This is a genomic window from Candidatus Skiveiella danica, from assembly GCF_022705245.1.
GTDB lineage: Bacteria > Pseudomonadota > Gammaproteobacteria > Burkholderiales > Burkholderiaceae_C > Skiveiella > Skiveiella danica.
In genome coordinates this window covers 51,315-69,584 of the sequence record NZ_JAKJEW010000014.1, presented here as the reverse complement: position 1 = coordinate 69,584, position 18,270 = coordinate 51,315, and the positions used below count along the sequence as shown (strand labels likewise).

Here is an 18,270-nt window from a genome sequence, read left to right as displayed (position 1 = left end):
TGAGAAAAGCCATATTCTATTCTGAAACCTCTCTGGAATGGCCTCACAGCACCCGGTTGAACCAGAGCATCGACAGCCCGCCCGCCAGCAGCGCCAGCACCGCTGCCACCAGCGCCAGCAGGCCGGAGACTTCGGTTTCCTTTTTCTCCACCGTCAGGCGCGAGCCCAGTTTTTCGTAGACGGCCTTCAGGTTCTCGGCCGTGCCGGCGTAGAAGTATTCGCCCTGGGTCTGCAGCGCGATCTTCTTCAGCGTCTCCTCGTCCAGGCGCACGCGCATCGACCAGCCCTCGAAGCCGATGGTCTCGCCGTCCACCGTGCCGATGCCCACGGTGTAGATGCGCACGCCGCGGTCGGCCGCCATCTTGGCGGCTTCCAGCGTGTCCACGCCGGTGGTGCGCTGGCCGTCGGTCAGCAGGATGATGGCGGCCGAGTTGTACGACCCCGGCGCCACCGGGGTGAATTCCTTCTGCGGTTTCTTGGGCGCCGCGTCGATGGCCATGGCGCGCGGCCGGCCGCTGGCGCGGGCCACCGCGTCCAGGTCGATGCCCTGGTCGGGGAACAGCTCGGCCAGCGCGATCACGATGGCGCTGCCAATGGCGGTGGCGCGCTGCATCTGGAACTTGTCGATGGCCGCGACGAGGTCTTCACGGCTCAGCGTGGGCGGCTGCACCACCTGCGCGGTGCCGGCGAAGGCGACGATGCCCACGCGCACGTTGCGCGGCAGTTCCTCCAGGAAGGCCTTGGCGGCGACCTGCGACGCAACCAGCCGGTTGGGCTTGACGTCGGTGGCGCGCATGCTGCCCGAGACGTCCATGGCGAGGATGATGGTTTCCTGCTGTGAGGGCAGGGTGACCACGGCGAACGGCCGGGCGGCGGCCACCAGCATCGCGGCGAGTGCCAGCAGGAACAGCACCGGCGGAATGTGCCGGCGGATGCCCGGCCCTTTGCCCATGGCCTCCTTGACGATCGACAGGCTGGCGTAGCGCAGGGCCAGCGCCTTGCGCCGGCGCAACAGCCACAAATACAGCAGCACCAGCAAGGGCAGGGTGAGCAGCAGCCAGAGGAATTGGGGCCAAAGGAAGGTCATGGTCTAGTCCTTGCGGTCCTTGGTGGGCTTGCTCAGGCCGCCTGGTGCAGGTGGCGCGGCAAGGCGCCGCCCGTGCCCCGGCGCGTGCGCTGGCGGCGCAGGTCGGCGAAGCGCACGACGGCGTCCACCAGGTCGCCTTCTGTGGAAAGCTCCAGCGTGTCCACCCCCGCGTGCGCCAGCGCGGCCCGCAGGTCGGCCTCGCGCTGCGCGGCGATGCGCGCGAAGCGCTGGCGAAAGCCTTTGTCGCTGGTGTCCACCATCAGTTGCTCGCCGGTCTCGGCATCGATCACCGGAATCAGGCCCAGGTCGGGCAGTTCGAGTTCCAGCGGGTCGTGCAGGCGCACGGCCACGACCTCGTGGCGCAGGGCGAGTTGGGCCAGCGGCTTCTCCCAGCCCGGCTCGCTGATGAAGTCCGACACGACGAACACCGTGGAGCGGCGTCGCACCACGTTGCCGGCCGCCGTCAGCAGCTCGTGCAGTCGGGTTCCGGTGCTGTCCTTCGCGTCGGGCCGGTGTTGCAGGGTGTGCAGCATCTGCAGCACGTGGCGGCGCCCGCCGCGCGCGGGGATGACGGTGTCGACGCCCGTGCCATAGACCAGCGCGCCGACACGGTTGCCATGGCGCGTGAGCAGCCGCGCCAGCACCGCCACGAATTCGGCCGCCACCCCCTGCTTGCGCTCGGTGTGGGAGCCGAAATCCATCGAGGGGCTCAGGTCGAGCAGGAACCAGGCCGCCATCTCGCGGTCTTCGGTGAACACGCGCACGTGCGGCACCTGCAGCCGGGCGGTGACGTTCCAGTCGATGTGGCGCACGTCGTCGTGGTGCTGGTATTCGCGCAGGTCCGCCAGGTCCAGGCCGGCGCCGCGCATCAGCGTGCGGTAGTCGCCCTGCAGCAGGCCGTCGAGCCGGCGGATGACCGACCATTCCAGCCGGCGCAGAACGCGTTCGGCGCTGCCGGTCTCGCCCGTTGCGGGTCCAGTCGCAACGGGGTCCGGTGGCGCTTCTTCGACGGCGCCCTTGCGGCGAAACGGGTTCCTGAAGACCATGTCAGGCCGCGAGTTTCTCGTGTTCCAGTGGCTTGGCGGGCACCGGAATCTTCGCCATGATCTTGCTGACCACGGCGTCGGCCGAAAGCCCCTCGGACAGCGCTTCGTACGACAGCACCAGCCGGTGGCGCAGCACGTCGGGCACCAGGTCGGTCATGTCCTCGGGCAGCGCATAGGTGCGCCCGCGCAGCATGGCCAGGGCGCGCGCGCTCTCGGTGAGGTTGATGGTGGCGCGCGGACTGGCGCCGAAGGTGATGAAGCGCGCCAGGTCCTTCAGGCCGGCTTTCTCGGGCGTGCGCGTGGCCGCCACCAGCTTGACGGCGTACTGGATCAGCGAAGGGTCCACATAGACCCGCCGGCATTCGGCCTGCAGCGCGGCGAGCTGTTCGGTGGTGGCCACGGGCGTGACGTCCACCGGTGCGCCGGTGACGCGCTGCACGATCACGAACTCTTCCTCGTCGGTGGGGTAGTCCACCAGCACCTTCATCATGAAACGGTCCACCTGCGCCTCGGGCAGCGGGTAGGTGCCCTCGGTCTCGATCGGGTTCTGCGTGGCCATCACCAGGAAGGGCGAGGGAACGCGGTGCGTCTCGCCGGCGATCGTCACCTGCCGCTCCTGCATCACCTCCAGCAGCGCGCTCTGCACCTTGGCCGGCGCGCGGTTGATCTCGTCGGCCAGCAGCAGGTTGGTGAACACCGGCCCCAGGGAGGTGCTGAAGTCGCCGGTCTTCTGGTTGTAGATGCGCGTGCCGACCAGGTCGGACGGCACCAGGTCGGGCGTGAACTGGATGCGCTTGAACTGGCCGCGAACGGTGTTGGCGAGGGTCTTGATGGTGAGCGTCTTGGCCAGCCCGGGAACGCCTTCGACCAGCAGATGGCCCTGCGCCAGCATGGCGATCATCACGCGCTCCAGGAAGCGGTCCTGGCCGACCACCACGCGCTTGACCTCGTAGAGGATCTGTTCCATCAACTGCGCGGTATCGCCGGGTTTTGCGGGATTCATGTCCATGAGGGCTCCTAAAGGGTTGAGGACAGAGCAAGGTTCACTGCGTGCAACGCTGGGTCTGTCCCGCAATTTAAATGGTTGAGGACAGAGCAAAGTTCACTATGTGTAACTCTTGGTCTGTCCCGCAAGGTTTCAGAAAGGGTGCAGGCCGACGGCGGCCGCGGCGTTTTCGATCGGCACGGCAAAGGCAATGCCCAGGAATGTGCGTGCCGGGGTCGGATTCAGGATGGCGGTGACGATGCCGACTACCTCGCCGTCCATGGTGACCAGCGGCCCGCCCGAGTTGCCCGGGTTGGCCGCGGCGTCGAACTGGATCAGGTTGGTGAGTTTCTGCTTGCCCTCGGGCGAACGGAACACGCGCTTGAGCCCCGAGATCACGCCGGCGGAATACGACGGGCCAATGCCGAACGGAAAGCCCACCGCCACCACCTGGTCGCCGGGGAGCAGATCGTGGGTGGAGCGCATCGTGGCGGGGATCAGGTCGTCGGGGATCTTGTGTGCCTGCAGCACCGCCAGGTCATTTTCCGGCTGAGCGCCGGTGATGGAGGCAGTGGCTTCCAGCCCGTCGGCGAACAGCACCTTGATGGTGTCGGCGGCCTGCACCACGTGCAGGTTGGTCAGGATCACGCCCTTGTCGACGATCACCACGCCGGTGCCCACGCCGTGCTCGATGTCCTCTTCGCCCTTCTTGCCGGCGCGGTAGCCCGTCACGCGCACCACGGACGGTCGGATCACCTCGGCGGCACGCGCAGCGGGCGAGGGCAGGGGTGTCTTCTCCAGGGTGCTGAGCACGGCGGCGTCGATGTCCTCCTGCGTCAGCGCCCGCGCGCCGGGGCGCAGTGCCTGGGCCAGGGTGAACAGCAGCAGGAAGGTCAGCACGCCGATGGCGATCCACAGGCCGCGCGGACTACTGAGGAAGGCCGCGGCGCGCTGCCACCGGGCGCGGGCGGTCGTGTCGGGCATGGGCACGGCCCGGGCTTCGGCATCGCTGGCGGACGAAGGCGAAGTCGGACCCGGGCGGGGTGCCGATCGGCTGTAGAGAGCGGTTTTTCGCATCCTTTGACCTGCCCGCGTGAACGATGGAGCCGCCACGTTAGCACGGTTGCCGCCTTCGTGCAGGCTTCGGGCATCATCGCGCCATGACCGTCTGGATCGACACGCACTGCCACCTCGACGCGCCTGAATTTGGGACAGACGCCGCGGAGGTGCGGGCGCGTGCGTCAACCGTCGGAGTGGCGCAATGCGTGATCCCGGCCGTGGAAGTCGCGAACTTCGACACCGTGCGCACGCTGGCGCACCGCTTCGGCGACGCCTACGCGCTGGGCATTCACCCGCTGTACGTGGCGCGCGCCCAGGAGGCCGACCTTGCCACGCTGGACGTCGCGCTGGAGCGCCACCGGGACGACCCGCGCCTTGTGGCCGTGGGGGAGATCGGGCTGGACTATTTCGTGCCTGAACTCAAGCTCAGCCCGCTGAAGGAGCGGCAGGAGCATTTCTACCGCGAGCAGCTCAAGCTGGCGCGCCGCCATGGCCTGCCGGTGATCCTGCATGTTCGCCGCTCGGCCGATGCGTTGCTGCGGGCGCTGCGCGAGCTGGCGCCCCTGCAAGGCTGGCGCGGCATCGCCCACGCTTTCAATGGCAGCCAGCAGCAGGCGCAGGCCTTCATCGATCTGGGCTTCAAGCTGGGATTCGGCGGTGCGGTGACCTATGAGCGCGCGCTGCAGCTGCGCCGCCTGGCGGCCGAACTGCCGCTGTCGGCGCTGGTGCTGGAGACCGACGCACCCGACATCCCGCCGCACTGGCTCTACGTGACCGCCGAACAGCGTGCCGCCGGGCAGGCACGCCAGCCCAACGAACCCGCCGAGTTGCCGAGGATCGGCGCGGTGGTGGCGGGCTTGAGGGGGATTTCCGTGGAAGAGCTGGCGCTTGCGACCGTGCGCAATGCGGGGGAGGCGTTGCCGCGGGTGATGGAAGGGATTTTTTGAGTTTTTTTGGTGCTATCCCGGCGTGGGATGGTCAGTTTTAGCTATTGATTTGTGAGTTTTCATGGGGTGGCTGGCCGGGTCTCGGCCCGGCGGCCGACTCACTTTCTCTTGCTTCGCCAAGAGAAAGTAAGCAAAGAGAAGGCGAGCCGGGCGTCCGGTCCCCTGCGCTTCGCTTCGCGGTGCCTTGCGCTGCTCGAAACCGGCGGGAGGCTCAGAAACTCGGGCCTGCGGCCCTCAGACATCTGAGCCTCTTGATCCGCCGGCCTCTGCGCTGCTCAGCCCGGCCGCAACGGCGGGGAGCGGGAACCTCCGCTTCACGCGACGCTGGCGCGACGATCTCCGTCATTCGTACAAAGTGCTCGTTCCAGCGGAAGGGTCGAAAGCCCCCGGTTCCCCAGCCGTCATGCGTCGGCGAGTCGCACAGGCCCAGGCGGGAAAAGGTGCGCAGATGTCTGAGCCCGAAGGGCGAGTTTCTGCGCGCCCCGCCTGGGCCGAGCAACGCAGCGTGCCCGTAGCGCAGCGAAGGGACGACGCATCCGGCTCGCCTTTCTTTGCCTACTTTCTTTGGCGAAGCAAAGAAAGTAGGGGCGCCGCCGGGCGCACATCCCGGCCAGCAGCCAAAAGAAGACTCACAAACTCATAGCACCAACCGACCATCCCACGCTGGGATAATCCAAAAATCACCCAAATTCCCACCCGCATGCCCCTTTCCCCCACCCCCTCAGCCCCCGCCCAGCGCCTGACCGGCCTGCCGCCGGTCGTGTCGGACGCGACGGTGCTGCTGGTCCTGGGCAGCTTTCCCGGCGCCGCCTCGCTGGCCGCGCAGCAGTACTACGGGCACCCGCAGAACCACTTCTGGCGCATTATGGAAGCCATTTGGCCGCCTTCCCAGCGCCAGATGGTCACTGACAGCTATGAAAACAGGATTGCCTGGCTGCTGGACCATGGCCTGGGGCTGTGGGACGTGTATGCCAGCTGCGAGCGCCAGGGCAGTCTGGACACGGCCATTCGCCACGCGGAGGTCAATGATTTCGCGGCGCTGGCTGCGCGCTGCACGGCGCTGCGCGGCATCGCACACAATGGCGGGGAGAGCTACAAGCATGCGCGGCACACGGCCACCCTCGGTGTGGCGGTGCACCGGCTGCCGTCGACCAGCCCGGCCAATGCCTCCTGGAGCTTCGAGCGCAAGCTCGCCGCCTGGCGCGGCGTGTGTGAACAACATGGTTTGATCTGAGAGCAAGCGAGACCCACCCCTTATGGCACGCAGGAAAGCCGGCATCGGCGAGGAACTCCCGGAGGTCAACTTCTCCGACTACAACGGCGTGCGCTGCCTGCATCTCGGCACCGAGTGGGTGCAGGGATCGATGAAGCTGGACGATCCGTACGAGATCGAGCTCGAATACGTGCAGCGCATGATGGCCTGGCTGCTGTTCGTCGAGCCCACCCAGGTGGCCACGCGCCATGCGATGCAGCTGGGGCTGGGCGCGGGCGCGCTCACCAAGTTCTGCCGGCGCCAGCTGCGCATGAAGACCACCGTGATCGAGCTCAATCCGCAGGTGCTGGTGGCCTGCCGGGGATGGTTCAAGCTGCCGCCCGATGACGCCAGGCTGCAGGTGGTGATTGCTGACGCAGCGGTCGAGATCCAGCGTCCTGAATGGCAGGGCACGGTCGATGCGTTGCAGGTGGACCTGTACGACCATGAGGCCGCAGCACCAGTGCTGGACGACGAAGCCTTCTATGCGCAGTGCCGTGCCCTGCTGACCGACGAGGGCTGCATGACCGTCAACCTGTTCGGCCGCGCCTCCAGCTACGAGCGCAGCCTGGACAAGATTGCGGCGGCCTTCGGCGAGGAGGCCGTCTGGGCCTTCAAGCCCACCCGCGAGGGCAATACCGTGGTGCTGGCGCAGCGCACACCCACCCGCCCCTCGCGAGAGGCCCTTGCCGCGCGGGCCGAAACCATCCAGACTCGCTGGAACCTGCCCGCCACCAAGTGGTTGCGGGTGTTCAAACCCTGCAGGAAACCATGAACACGGTCATGCCGCACACACCCATTGCCGCCACCGCCCACCAGGGCCCCATCGACTGGCGCCGGCTGGTCGACTGGGCCCGGGAAGACGGCCTGATCACGGCTGACGAGGCCAGGCGGACCGTGGACCGGTGCGCCAAGGCCGAGAGCGTGCAGCACCCGCTGGTTCGCCTGGCCAGTGTGTCGATGCGCCGCGCCAGCGACGACCGTCCCTTGGACATCGAGTCGCTGACGCAGTGGCTCGCCAGTCGCACGGGACTGGAGTACCTGCGCATCGATCCGCTGAAGGTCGATGTGGGCAAGGTGTCTGAGACCATGAGCGCGGCCTATGCCGAGCGGCACCGCGTGCTGCCGGTTCAGGTGACGCCGACCGAGGTGGTGGTGGCCACGGCCGAGCCGTTTCTGACCGACTGGGTGGCCGAGGTGGAGCGGCAGTCGCGCCGCACGGTGCGACGGGTGCTGGCCAGCCCCGGCGAGATCCAGCGCTACACGGTGGAGTTCTTTGCGCTGGCCAAGTCGGTGCGCGCGGCGCAGAAGGCCGGCGGCAATGCGGGTGGCGCCAGTTTCGAGCAGCTGGTGGAGCTGGGCCGCAGCAACAAGCAGCTCGACGCCAACGACCAGGGCGTGGTGCAGGTGGTGGACTGGCTCTGGCAGTACGCCTTTGACCAGCGTGCCAGCGACATCCATCTGGAGCCCCGGCGCGAGCAAGGCACGATCCGGTTTCGCATCGACGGGGTGCTGCACCCGGTCTACCAGATGCCGATCGGCGTGCTCAACGCGATGACCGCGCGCATCAAGCTGCTCGGTCGCATGGACGTGATCGAGAAGCGCCGCCCGCAGGACGGCCGCATCAAGACCCGCAACACGCGCGGCGACGAGATCGAGATGCGCCTGTCCACGCTGCCAACGGCCTTCGGCGAGAAGATGGTGATGCGCATCTTCGACCCGGACACCACCGTCAAGGATCTGGACGCGCTGGGCTTCAGCGCCCACGATGCCGAGCGCTGGGAGGCGCTGGTCAAGCGGCCGCACGGCATCGTGTTGGTGACCGGCCCCACCGGCTCCGGCAAGACCACCACGCTGTATTCGACCTTGCGCCGCCTGGCCACCGACGAGGTGAACGTGAGCACGGTGGAGGACCCGATCGAGATGATCGAGCCGGCATTCAACCAGACCCAGGTCCAGCCGCAGCTGGATTTCGGCTTCACCGAGGGCCTTCGCGCGCTGATGCGCCAGGACCCGGACATCATCATGGTCGGCGAAATCCGCGACCTCAAGACCGCCGAGATGGCGGTCCAGGCGGCGCTGACCGGGCACATGGTGTTCAGCACCCTGCACACCAACGACGCGCCCAGCGCGATCACGCGCGCCATGGAACTCGGCGTGCCGCCCTACCTGATCAACGCCACGGTGCTGGGCGTGCTGGCCCAGCGCCTGGTGCGCACCCTGTGCCCGCAGTGCAAGGCGAAGGACGAAAGCGCCACCCGCGCCGATCTGGAAGCCGTGGTCAAGCCATGGAAGATCAATGGCGGCTATCGGCCCTACAAGGCGGTGGGCTGCGTGGACTGCCGCATGACCGGCTTCATGGGCCGCATGGGCCTGTACGAGCTGCTGACCGTGTCCGAGGCCTTCAAGGACCGGGTCAACCAGCAGCCCAGTATCGATGCCCTGCGACGCCAGGCGGTGGCCGACGGCATGCGCCCGTTGCGCCTGGCAGGCGCCCTGCGGGTGGCCGAGGGGCTGACCACGCTGGACGAGGTCTTGTTGGCAACACCGCCTGTGGATTGAGGGTTCCATTGGTGTTAACCCTTTCCTGTCGTCGTTGTCAGGGGAGATTCATCCGGCTGCGTAGGTGAAATCCACATCTGCGGTGGTGGCATTTCCCCCCAGAATCGAGCCTTCGAAAAATCCATTTCGAGGAGTTCATTCGTGAAAATCAAGAGTCAGAAAGACTTCTTCTCCGGGCTGATGTTCAGCGCCGTCGGTGCTGCATTCGCCCTGGGGGCCACCACCTACACGGTGGGCAATGGCGCGCGCATGGGGCCGGGATACTTCCCGTTGGTGCTGGGCATCCTGCTGGCGATCCTGGGGGCCATCGTCATGTTCAAAGCCCTGGTTGTGGAAACCGATGGGGGAGACAAGATCGGAAAGTTTGCCTGGAAACCGCTGTTCTTTGTCATCGCGTCGAACGTGCTGTTCGGCATCCTGCTGGGGGGGTTGCCGTCGCTCAAGATCCCGGCCATGGGACTGGTCGCCGCCATTTACGGGCTGACCGTGGTCGCCAGCCTGGCTGGTGAGCGGTTCAACCTCAAGGAGGTGCTGATTCTCGCGACCATCCTGTCGATCGGCAGTTACCTCGCCTTCATCGTGCTGCTCAAACTGCAGTTCCCGGTCTGGCCGACCTTCATCACGGGCTGAGGAGACTTCCCATGGATCTGATCAACAATCTTTCGCTGGGCTTCGGCGTCGCCTTCACGGCCCAGAACCTGATCTACGCTTTCGTCGGCTGTCTGCTGGGCACGTTGATCGGCGTGCTGCCCGGCATCGGCCCGGTGGCGACCATCGCGATGCTGCTGCCTGCCACCTACGCGCTGCCGCCAGTGGCCGCGCTGATCATGCTGGCCGGCATCTACTACGGAGCGCAATACGGGGGCTCGACCACCGCGATTCTGGTGAACCTGCCCGGCGAATCGTCCTCGGTGGTGACCGTGATCGACGGCTACCAGATGGCGCGCAAGGGGCGGGCAGGGCCAGCACTGGCGGCCGCCGGCCTCGGCTCCTTCTTTGCCGGCTGCGTGGGCACCTTGATCCTGGCGGCCTTTGCTGCGCCGCTGACCGAGGTGGCCTTCAAGTTCGGCCCGGCGGAGTATTTTTCGCTGATGATCCTGGGCCTGATCGGCGCCGTGGTGCTGGCCTCGGGCTCACTGCTGAAGGCGATTGCGATGATCGTGCTGGGCCTGCTGCTGGGCCTGGTGGGCACCGACGTGAACTCCGGCGTCGCGCGCTTTTCCTTCGACATTCCGGAACTGACCGATGGCATCGGCTTCATCGTGATTGCGATGGGCGTCTTCGGCTATGGCGAGATCATCCAGAACCTGTCGATCAAGGAAGAGCACCGCGAGGTGTTCACCGGCAAGGTGACGCACCTGTACCCCTCCGCGGAAGACTTCAAGCGCATGGTGCCGGCCGTGCTGCGCGGCACCACCATCGGCTCCCTGCTCGGCATCCTGCCGGGCGGCGGCGCGCTGCTGGCGGCGTTCGCGGCCTACACCATCGAGAAGAAGACCAAGCTCAAGCCGGGCGAAGTGCCGTTCGGCCAGGGCAACATCCGCGGCGTGGCGGCACCCGAATCTGCCAACAACGCCGGCTCGCAGACCTCGTTCATTCCCCTGCTGACGCTGGGCATTCCGCCCAATGCCGTGATGGCGCTCATGGTCGGTGCCATGACCATCCACAACATCCAGCCGGGCCCGCAGGTCATGACCAGCAACCCGGAACTGTTCTGGGGCCTGATCGCCTCGATGTGGATCGGCAACCTGATGCTGGTGATTCTGAACCTGCCGATGATCGGCCTGTGGATCAAGCTGCTGACGGTGCCCTACCGCTGGTTGTTCCCGGCCATCGTGCTGTTCTGCGCGATCGGCGTGTACTCCACCAACAACAACACCTTCGACATCTGGATGGTGGCCATCTTTGGTGTGATCGGCTATCTGTTCATCAAGCTGGGCGCCGAGCCGGCACCGTTGCTGCTGGGCTTCATCCTGGGGCCGATGATGGAGGAGAACCTGCGCCGGGCGCTGCTGCTCTCGCGCGGCGACTGGAGCGTGTTTGTCACGCGGCCGCTGTCGGCGGGCCTGCTGGCCGCAGCCGCGCTGCTGCTGGTGATCGTGCTGATGCCGGCCATCAAGAACAAGCGCGAGGAGGCGTTCGTCGAGGATTGACGCGGTCCGCAGGCTGACGCAAACGGCGCCCGTGGGCGCCGTTTTGTTTGAGCGGCGGCATTGCAGCATCTCATCGTCACGTGCCGCACAATGGTGGTTTGCAAAGCGCTTCGAAATCAGCAGGAATTCCATGAGAAGACGTCAACTCGTTATCGGCACCGGTGCCGCTGCCACCCTGTTGCTGGGGGCACCCGCTTGGGCGCAGGCCTATCCGTCCAAACCCATCCGCCTGGTGGTGCCGTTCCCGGCCGGCGGTGCGACCGATATCTTCGCCCGCACGCTCTCGCAGAAGCTGGGTGAAAAGCTTGGAGTGGCGGTGGTGGTGGAGAACCGCCCAGGGGCCGGCGGCACCATCGGCTCCGATCTGGTGGCCAAGGCCCCCGCGGACGGCTACACGCTGCTGCTGGCGACCTCCAGCACCCACTCCATCGGCCCTGCGTTGAATCCGAAGATGCCGTATGACGCGGTGCGTGATTTCACGCCCATCTGCCATGTTGGCAACGCGCCCAGCATCATGCTGGTGCCCAACAGTTCGCCCGCAAAGACGCTCAAGGAGTGGGTGGACTATGCACGCAAGAACCCCGGGCGCCTGAATTACGCCTCCAGCGGCAATGGCACCATCGTGCAGCTCACCGCCGAGCTGTTCAAGTCGCAGGCAGGCCTGTTCCTGGTGCACATTCCCTACAAGGGCACGGCGCTGGCGATTCCGGACCTCGTGAGCGGAAAGGTGGACGTGCTGTTCGACTCTCTGCCGACCGGGTTGCCCCATGTGCGCGACGGCCGCCTGCGCGCGCTGGCCGTGACCTCCGCGCAGCGCACGCCGATGGCGCCGGACCTTCCGGCGGTGGCCGAGTTGCTTCCCGGGTTCGAGTCCAACACCTGGTTCGGCCTTTACGGCCCCAAGGGGCTGCCGGCCGATGTGACGGCACGGGTCAACACCGCCGTTAACCAGGCGCAGGCCGACGCCGATGTCAAGGAGCGCCTGGCGCGGCTGGGCATCGAGGGCGTTGGCGGCACGCCGGCGCAGTTTGCACAGATGGCCGCGCTGGATGCCGCCAAGTGGAAAAAAATCATCACCGAGCGCAAGATCGTGGCGGAGTAGCGCCGCGCCATTTCTTTCTGGACTTCGTCGAGACGACACCGACCACGGATTCATTCAAATGAACTTCAATTATTCAAATCCCTACCTCAGCACGCGCCTGCCGGTCTTTGCGCGCAACGTCGTGTCCACGTCCCACCCGCTGGCGGCGCAGGCGGGGCTGCGCATGCTCTACAACGGCGGCAATGCGGTGGATGCCGCCGTGGCGGCCGCGGCGGCCATGACGATCTGCGAGCCGGTGAGCAACGGCCTGGGCAGCGACTCCTTCTGCATCCTGTGGGATGGCAAAGAGCTGCATGGACTGAACGCTTCCGGCCGGGCACCGGCCGCCTGGACGCCGGAGTATTTCCGCCGCAAGTACGGGCAAGACGTGGCAACGCCCCCCAAACGCGGCTTCGATGCAGTCACCGTGCCCGGTGCGGTGAGCAGCTGGGTGGCGATGAGCGAGCGCTTCGGCAAGCTGCCTTTCGCTGACCTGATGCAACCGGCCATCGAGATCGCCGAGCGGGGCTACCTGCTGCCGGTGGTGGTGCAGCAGAAATGGGCGGCGGCCACGCCGGAACTGCAATCCCTGCCAGGCTTCGCACAGGCCTTCATGCCCTGGGGCCGTGCGCCCGAGGTCGGCGAGCTGTTCCAGTTCAAGGCGGCGGCGCGGGGGCTGCGCGCCATTGCCGAGACGCGCGGCCAGGCCTATTACGGCGGCGAGATCGCGCAGGCGATCGAGCGTTTTTCGGCAACGCATGGCGGCAACCTCATGGCCAGCGACTTCGCCGCGTACCAGCCCGAGTGGGTCAAGCCCATCGCGAAGGACTACCGCGGCTACACGCTGCACGAGATTCCACCCAACGGGCAGGGCATCGCCGCGCTGATCGCTCTGGGCATCCTGGGCCATTTCGATGTGGCGGGCCTGCCCGTGGACGGCGTCGACTCGCAGCACCTGCAGATCGAGGCCATGAAGCTGGCATTCGCCGACGTTTACCGCTTCGTGGCCGAGCCCTCGTCGATGGAAGTCAGCGTCGATCAGATGCTCGATGACGCGTACCTCGCCAGCCGCGCGAAGCTGATCGACCTGAAGAAGGCGCAGGACTTCGGAGCGGGCAATCCGGTCAAGGGCGGCACGATCTACCTGACCGCCGCCGACGAAAACGGCATGATGGTGAGCTTCATCCAGAGCAACTACATGGGCTTCGGCTCCGGTTGTGTCGAGCCGACCTTCGGCATCAGCCTGCAGAACCGGGGCCATGGCTTCAGCGTGGATGCGAAGGCCGCCAACCCGGCCAATCTGGTCGCGCCGGGCAAGCGGCCGTTCCATACCATCATCCCTGCCTTCCTCACGAAGGACGGCCAGCCGGTGATGAGCTACGGCGTGATGGGCGCCAACATGCAGCCCCAGGGCCACATGCAGACCCTGGTGCGCATGCTCGACTACGGGCAGAACCCGCAGGCCGCCTGCGATGCGCCGCGCTGGCGCTACAACGCCGGGCTGGAGATCAACGTGGAGTCGGCGCTGGATGCGCAGACCGTGCAAGGCCTGGCCGAGCGCGGGCACCGCATGGAAGTCATCAACGACTCCTACCAGGACTTTGGCGCCGGCCAGTTCATCTGGCGCGCGGGCGACCCGAAGGTCGAGGGCTATGTGGCCGCCAGCGACGCGCGCCGTGACGGGCAGGCGGTTGGCTTCTGACAGGCCTCCACGCTTGCCACTTCGTGTGCTGCGCTGTACGTGCCAGCGCCACAGGCGCGGGCCCTTCGTGCCGTCCCGATGTGCGCAGGCACATCGGGAGCCGCGGCACTCAGCCCCGAGGGGGCCCAGCCTTGCTTGGGGCGGCCCGGCGCTGCGGCTGACGTGACTGCCACCCCTCATTCCACGAAATTGGCGCCCGGGCTGGCGTTGGCCGTTGTCGGCTCCATTGCCTTCAGCGGGAAGGCCATCATCGTCAAGCTGGCCTATCGCCATGGCGTGGACGCGGTCACGCTTCTGATGTACCGCATGCTGTTCGCGGTACCTTTCTTTGCGGCGATGGCGTGGTGGGCCGGGCGTGGCAAGCCGGCGCTGACACGCCGCGACGCGGTGGGCGTGCTGTGGCTGGGATTCACCGGGTACTACCTGGCCAGTTTTCTCGACTTTGCCGGGCTGCAGTACATCACCGCGTCACTCGAACGGCTGATCCTGTATCTCAACCCCACGCTGGTGCTGCTGCTGGGCTGGCTGATGCACGGTCGGCGAATCCGCCGGCCCCAGGCGGTGGCGATGGCTGTGAGCTACAGCGGGGTGGTGCTAGTCTTTGGTCACCAGCTTTCGCTGGATGGAACGGCTGTGGCCTGGGGCGCGCTGCTGGTGTTCCTGAGCACCATCAGCTACGCGCTGTACATGAGCTACAGCGGCGAGCTGGTGCACCGTCTGGGCGCGCTACGGCTGGCGGGGCTGGCCACTTCGGTGGCTTGCCTGCTGTGCATCGCCCAGTTCGCGCTGCTGCGCCCGCTGGCCGCCGCCGAGGTCGCGCCCGCCGTGCTCTGGTTGTCACTGCTGAATGCGACGGCCTGCACCGCGCTGCCGGTGCTGCTGGTGATGATGGCGATCGAGCGCATCGGGCCCGCTTTGACGGCGCAGACCGGCATGATCGGCCCGATGTCGACCATTCTGATGGGAGTGGTGATTCTGGGTGAGCCGCTGAACAGCTGGATCATCGCCGGCACCGTGCTGGTGATCACCGGGATTTATGTGTTTTCGCGCTCAGCGCGCCAGGCGTAGCGCCAGAGGCACCGGCGGCTTGCCGGCGAAACCGTCGAGCCGGCTGCCCATGGCCACTTCGATCCGGTCCAGCCGCTGCTGGGCAGGCGGATGGGTGCTCAGCGACAGCGCGAACAGAGGATCGTCGGGGGTGGCCGTGCGCAACTGCTGCAGGGCAGCGGCCAGCCCGTAGGGGTCGAAGCCTGCACGCGTGGCGAGTTCGACGCCGTTGCGATCGGCATCGAACTCATCCTGCTGGTTCAGGCCGCTGCTGTAAAGATTGCGCCCCAGCGAAAGCATCTGCGCCGACACCCAGCCACCGAGGTTGTTGCGCAGCTGCGATCCCACCAACTGGGTCAATACGCCCACCTGCGCCTTGGCGCGCAGGGCCACGAGGTGGTGCCGGCTGGTGACGTGGGTGATCTCGTGCGCCAGGATGGCGGCCAGCTCCGCTTCGTCGCGCACCCGGTCGATCAGGCCCTTCGTGACGAACACGTAGCCACCGGGTGCCGCGAACGCGTTGTAGCCGCTGTCGTCAATCACCACAAAGGACCACGGCAGGTTGGGGCGGGTGGAGTGCAGGCTGATCCAGCGGCCCAGCTGGTTGACATAGGCCTGCAAGGCCATGTCGCCGTGCAAGGGCTTGCTGCCGAGCAGCACGGCGGCCATCTGGCGGCCGATCTCGATCTCTTTCGGCTCGTCGATCTGGTCCAGTGATTGCGACAGCAACTGCAGCAGGTCGCCACCGGAAGCGGCGCCCGTCGGCTGCACGGAAGCCGGCGCCGGGCGACCGATCGACCCGAGCAGGCGCAGCGCGCCGAATTGGGCCTGTGCGCCAGGTGCGAGCAGCAAGGCGACCGCCACGGCGGCCACGGTCCGCCCGAGCAGGCGCCAGGAACGGGTCATTGCGCGGCTCCACCCGCCATGCTGGCGTTTGATGGAGCCGGGGGCGAGGGCAGCGGCGTGACCGTCTGGCTGACCAGGGTGGCGCCGCTGGCAAACGCGCGCGCCTGGGCTTCGTTCTGGCGCAGGGCCTCCATTTGGGTGACGGCTTCGGCATTGGGCTGGGCCTGGGCGATGTCTTCGGCGCTCAGGCCGCGAATGCCGACGGTGGTGGTCGGGACAGTGGTCCCGCCGCTGGCGCCGCCAGTCAGGAGACTGGTCAGGCCGCGCAGGGCGCTGCTGCCCGACGGTGCGCCACCTTGGGCTGGTGCCGTGGTTGGCGAGCCGGGCGAGCCCACGTCGAACAGGTGGACCCAGCCCGTCACATCGGCTGCCGTTCGAACCTGTATCCAGGCCCCCTGCCGCCCAGCCAGTCGCGTGACGGAGGCCTGTGCGGGCAGTGCCGCCAGGCTCGCTGCATTTGGCGCGGGGGACTCGCGCAGTTCGACCGCGCGCCGCAGGATGCCGGGATCACCCTGGGCTTGGGCGGCGCATATCCACGCCCCTGCCAAGCTCACCAGCAGGCCCCGCAAGGTCTGGCAGCCAGTGCGTCTGTGTGAAAGGGATGCGGCCTCTATCATTCAGGTCTTTCTGACACGCAAGACGGGAATTGTTATGGATTTGGGTATCGCAGGCAAATGGGCGCTGGTGTGCGGCGCCAGCAAGGGGCTGGGCCGGGGCTGCGCGCTGGCCTTGGTGCGCGAAGGGGTCCATGTGGTCATCGTTGCGCGGGGGCGCGAGGCGCTGGAGCGCACGACCGCAGAACTGACAGCACAAGGGGGCCCGTCCGTGCAGGTGCTGGCGGTGGCCGAGGACATCACCTCGGTGGCCGGTCGGGCTGCGGTGTTTGCCGTGCCGGGCGGACCTGGCGTCAACTTCGACATCGTGGTCACCAATGCGGGGGGGCCGCCACCTGGCGACTTTCGCGACTGGGATCGTGACGCCTGGATCAAGGCGGTCGACGCCAACATGCTCACGCCGATCGAGCTCATCAAGGCCACGGTGGACGGAATGGCCGCGCGGGGCTTCGGGCGCATCGTCAACATCACCTCCAGCGCGGTGAAGGCGCCGATCGACATCCTGGGCCTGTCCAATGGCGCGCGTAGCGGCCTGACCGGCTTCGTGGCTGGCGTGGCGCGCAGTGGCATCGCCGCCAAGGGCGTCACCATCAACAACCTGCTGCCCGGCAAGTTCGATACCGACCGTATCGCCACGACGCTGCGTGCCGCGGCCGAAAAGACCGGCAAGAGTGTGGATGACATCCGCCGCGCACAGCAGGCCCAGATTCCGGCGGGCCGCTACGGCACGGCCGAGGAGTTCGGTGCCATCTGCGCGTTCCTGTGCAGCCAGCACGCGGCTTACCTTACCGGGCAGAACATCCTGCCGGACGGTGGCGCCTATCCGGGGACCTATTGAGGCGGCCGGTGCAGCCTTCGCTTTGGCCGCGCACTGGCCTCAGCGCCGGGATGAAACGACGATTCCGCCCACGATCAGCGCAAACGCCAACGCGTGGTACGTGCGCGGCATCTCGCCGAGAAACGCGGCCGACATCAACGCGGCAAACAGCGGCGTGAGGTTGGAAAAGAACCCGGCGATGGCCGGTCCGGCGCGCTGCACGCCCAGGCCCCAGCAGCGGTAGGCCAGCACCGCCGGGCCTATGGCCACGAAGAGCAGCGTGGCCAGTGTCGGCCAGCCCCAGACGATGCGGGCGTCCGTCAAGACCCACTCGCTCGCGGCAAACGCGCCGGACCAGCCCAGCCCGAAGACCACCTGGGCCATCAGGAACGCCGCCCAATCGCTTCGGATCGCATCGGGCTCGTCGCGGCGCGTCAGCAGCCAGCTGTACAGCGCCCAGCAGGCGGTGGCCAGCAGGACATACAGGTCGCCGGTGACCAGGCGCAGCTCCAGCAGGTGCGCCCATTCCCCGCGCGACAGCACCACGCCCACGCCGGCCATCGACAGCGCGGCCCCCAGCAGCTGCTGGCGCGAGATCCGGGCGCCAAAGAACAGTGCACCGGTGGCCAGCATCCACAGCGGGATGCTCGACGCGACCAGGGTCACGTTCAGCGGGGTGGAGGTCTTCAGCGCCAGGTACTGCAGCGCGTTGTAGCAGCCCACGCCGAGCAGGCCCAGCAGCGCGAAGCGCCGCCAGTGGGACCACAGGCCGCTGGAGCGGCGCAACACCCAGCCCGCCAGAGGCAGCAGGATGGCAAAGGCCAGCGCCCAGCGCAGAAAGTTCAGCGTGACCGGGGGGATCAGCCCCTGCGCCATCCGGCCCACCACGGCATTGCCGGCCCACAGCAAGGGCGGGATGGTCAGCAGCAGCGCGGTGCCGGGGGTCAGTCTTTGCGTCATGTTTGCCACTGTAGCCGGTGCGCCATGGCAGCATGACAGCGAGGGCGACGGA

The 18,270-nt window shown here is 67.1% G+C and carries 17 protein-coding genes; 10 read left to right on the top strand and 7 right to left on the bottom strand.

Going from position 1 to position 18,270, the window contains the following annotated elements; all coding sequences use genetic code 11:
* Positions 1-43: 43 nt before the first annotated feature.
* From ACMUOY_RS09950 to ACMUOY_RS09935, 4 genes are all read right to left on the bottom strand, one after another.
* A complete protein-coding gene (locus ACMUOY_RS09950) occupies positions 44-1,087 on the bottom strand; it encodes a VWA domain-containing protein (protein ID WP_413892562.1) in 1,044 nt (347 codons plus the stop codon).
* Between the two features lie 32 nt (positions 1,088-1,119).
* Positions 1,120-2,133, bottom strand: a complete 1,014-nt coding sequence (locus ACMUOY_RS09945; protein WP_413892561.1) for a DUF58 domain-containing protein — start codon at positions 2,131-2,133, stop codon at positions 1,120-1,122.
* Position 2,134: 1 nt separating this feature from the next.
* Entirely contained in the window at positions 2,135-3,142 is a 1,008-nt protein-coding gene (locus ACMUOY_RS09940; RefSeq protein WP_413892560.1) for an AAA family ATPase, read from the bottom strand.
* A gap of 129 nt (positions 3,143-3,271) precedes the next feature.
* The gene (locus ACMUOY_RS09935) at positions 3,272-4,195 is read right to left on the bottom strand and encodes a S1C family serine protease (protein ID WP_413892559.1); all 924 of its coding nucleotides are present in this window, start codon (positions 4,193-4,195) and stop codon (positions 3,272-3,274) included.
* Between the two features lie 83 nt (positions 4,196-4,278).
* On the opposite strand from ACMUOY_RS09935, the gene ACMUOY_RS09930 reads away from it, so the two are divergent.
* The 9 genes from ACMUOY_RS09930 to ACMUOY_RS09890 all read left to right on the top strand — a co-directional run bounded on the left by ACMUOY_RS09930 (position 4,279) and on the right by ACMUOY_RS09890 (position 14,942).
* On the top strand, positions 4,279-5,124 hold the full coding sequence (locus tag ACMUOY_RS09930; RefSeq protein WP_413892558.1) for a TatD family hydrolase: 846 nt from the start codon (positions 4,279-4,281) through the stop codon (positions 5,122-5,124).
* A 700-nt stretch (positions 5,125-5,824) separates the two neighbouring features.
* Positions 5,825-6,358 carry a DNA-deoxyinosine glycosylase gene (locus ACMUOY_RS09925; RefSeq protein ID WP_413892557.1) on the top strand — a complete coding sequence of 178 codons (534 nt, stop codon included), beginning with the start codon at positions 5,825-5,827 and terminating at the stop codon, positions 6,356-6,358.
* A 22-nt stretch (positions 6,359-6,380) separates the two neighbouring features.
* Positions 6,381-7,151, top strand: a complete 771-nt coding sequence (locus tag ACMUOY_RS09920; protein ID WP_413892556.1) for a spermidine synthase — start codon at positions 6,381-6,383, stop codon at positions 7,149-7,151.
* Positions 7,148-8,938, top strand: a complete 1,791-nt coding sequence (locus ACMUOY_RS09915) for a GspE/PulE family protein (RefSeq protein WP_413892555.1) — start codon at positions 7,148-7,150, stop codon at positions 8,936-8,938. Before ACMUOY_RS09920 ends, ACMUOY_RS09915 begins: the two co-directional genes overlap by 4 nt.
* Positions 8,939-9,079: 141 nt before the next feature.
* Positions 9,080-9,568, top strand: a complete 489-nt coding sequence (locus ACMUOY_RS09910) for a tripartite tricarboxylate transporter TctB family protein (RefSeq protein ID WP_413892554.1) — start codon at positions 9,080-9,082, stop codon at positions 9,566-9,568.
* An 11-nt stretch (positions 9,569-9,579) separates the two neighbouring features.
* Complete coding sequence (locus ACMUOY_RS09905) at positions 9,580-11,091, top strand: tripartite tricarboxylate transporter permease (RefSeq protein WP_413892553.1); 1,512 nt, start codon at positions 9,580-9,582, stop codon at positions 11,089-11,091.
* 130 nt (positions 11,092-11,221) lie between these two features.
* Positions 11,222-12,193: a Bug family tripartite tricarboxylate transporter substrate binding protein gene (locus ACMUOY_RS09900; RefSeq protein ID WP_413892552.1), complete on the top strand. Its 972-nt coding sequence runs from the start codon at positions 11,222-11,224 to the stop codon at positions 12,191-12,193.
* A gap of 58 nt (positions 12,194-12,251) precedes the next feature.
* Positions 12,252-13,874 (top strand): gamma-glutamyltransferase family protein, encoded by a 1,623-nt coding sequence (locus ACMUOY_RS09895; protein ID WP_413892551.1) that lies wholly within the window; start codon positions 12,252-12,254, stop codon positions 13,872-13,874.
* 162 nt (positions 13,875-14,036) lie between these two features.
* Positions 14,037-14,942, top strand: a complete 906-nt coding sequence (locus ACMUOY_RS09890; protein ID WP_413892550.1) for a DMT family transporter — start codon at positions 14,037-14,039, stop codon at positions 14,940-14,942.
* Here the strand turns inward: ACMUOY_RS09890 and ACMUOY_RS09885 are convergent.
* Positions 14,925-15,827 (bottom strand): M48 family metalloprotease, encoded by a 903-nt coding sequence (locus ACMUOY_RS09885; RefSeq protein ID WP_413892549.1) that lies wholly within the window; start codon positions 15,825-15,827, stop codon positions 14,925-14,927. The genes ACMUOY_RS09890 and ACMUOY_RS09885 overlap by 18 nt on opposite strands.
* On the bottom strand, positions 15,824-16,381 hold the full coding sequence (locus ACMUOY_RS09880; RefSeq protein WP_413892548.1) for an SH3 domain-containing protein: 558 nt from the start codon (positions 16,379-16,381) through the stop codon (positions 15,824-15,826). Before ACMUOY_RS09880 ends, ACMUOY_RS09885 begins: the two co-directional genes overlap by 4 nt.
* A gap of 97 nt (positions 16,382-16,478) precedes the next feature.
* Between ACMUOY_RS09880 and ACMUOY_RS09875 the strand changes: the two genes are divergently transcribed.
* A complete protein-coding gene (locus tag ACMUOY_RS09875; RefSeq protein ID WP_413892547.1) occupies positions 16,479-17,279 on the top strand; it encodes an SDR family oxidoreductase in 801 nt (266 codons plus the stop codon).
* Positions 17,280-17,318: 39 nt separating this feature from the next.
* Here the strand turns inward: ACMUOY_RS09875 and ACMUOY_RS09870 are convergent, their stop codons facing one another.
* Positions 17,319-18,218, bottom strand: coding sequence for a DMT family transporter (locus ACMUOY_RS09870; RefSeq protein WP_413892546.1), 900 nt, complete (start codon positions 18,216-18,218; stop codon positions 17,319-17,321).
* Between the last annotated feature and the right edge of the window lie 52 nt (positions 18,219-18,270).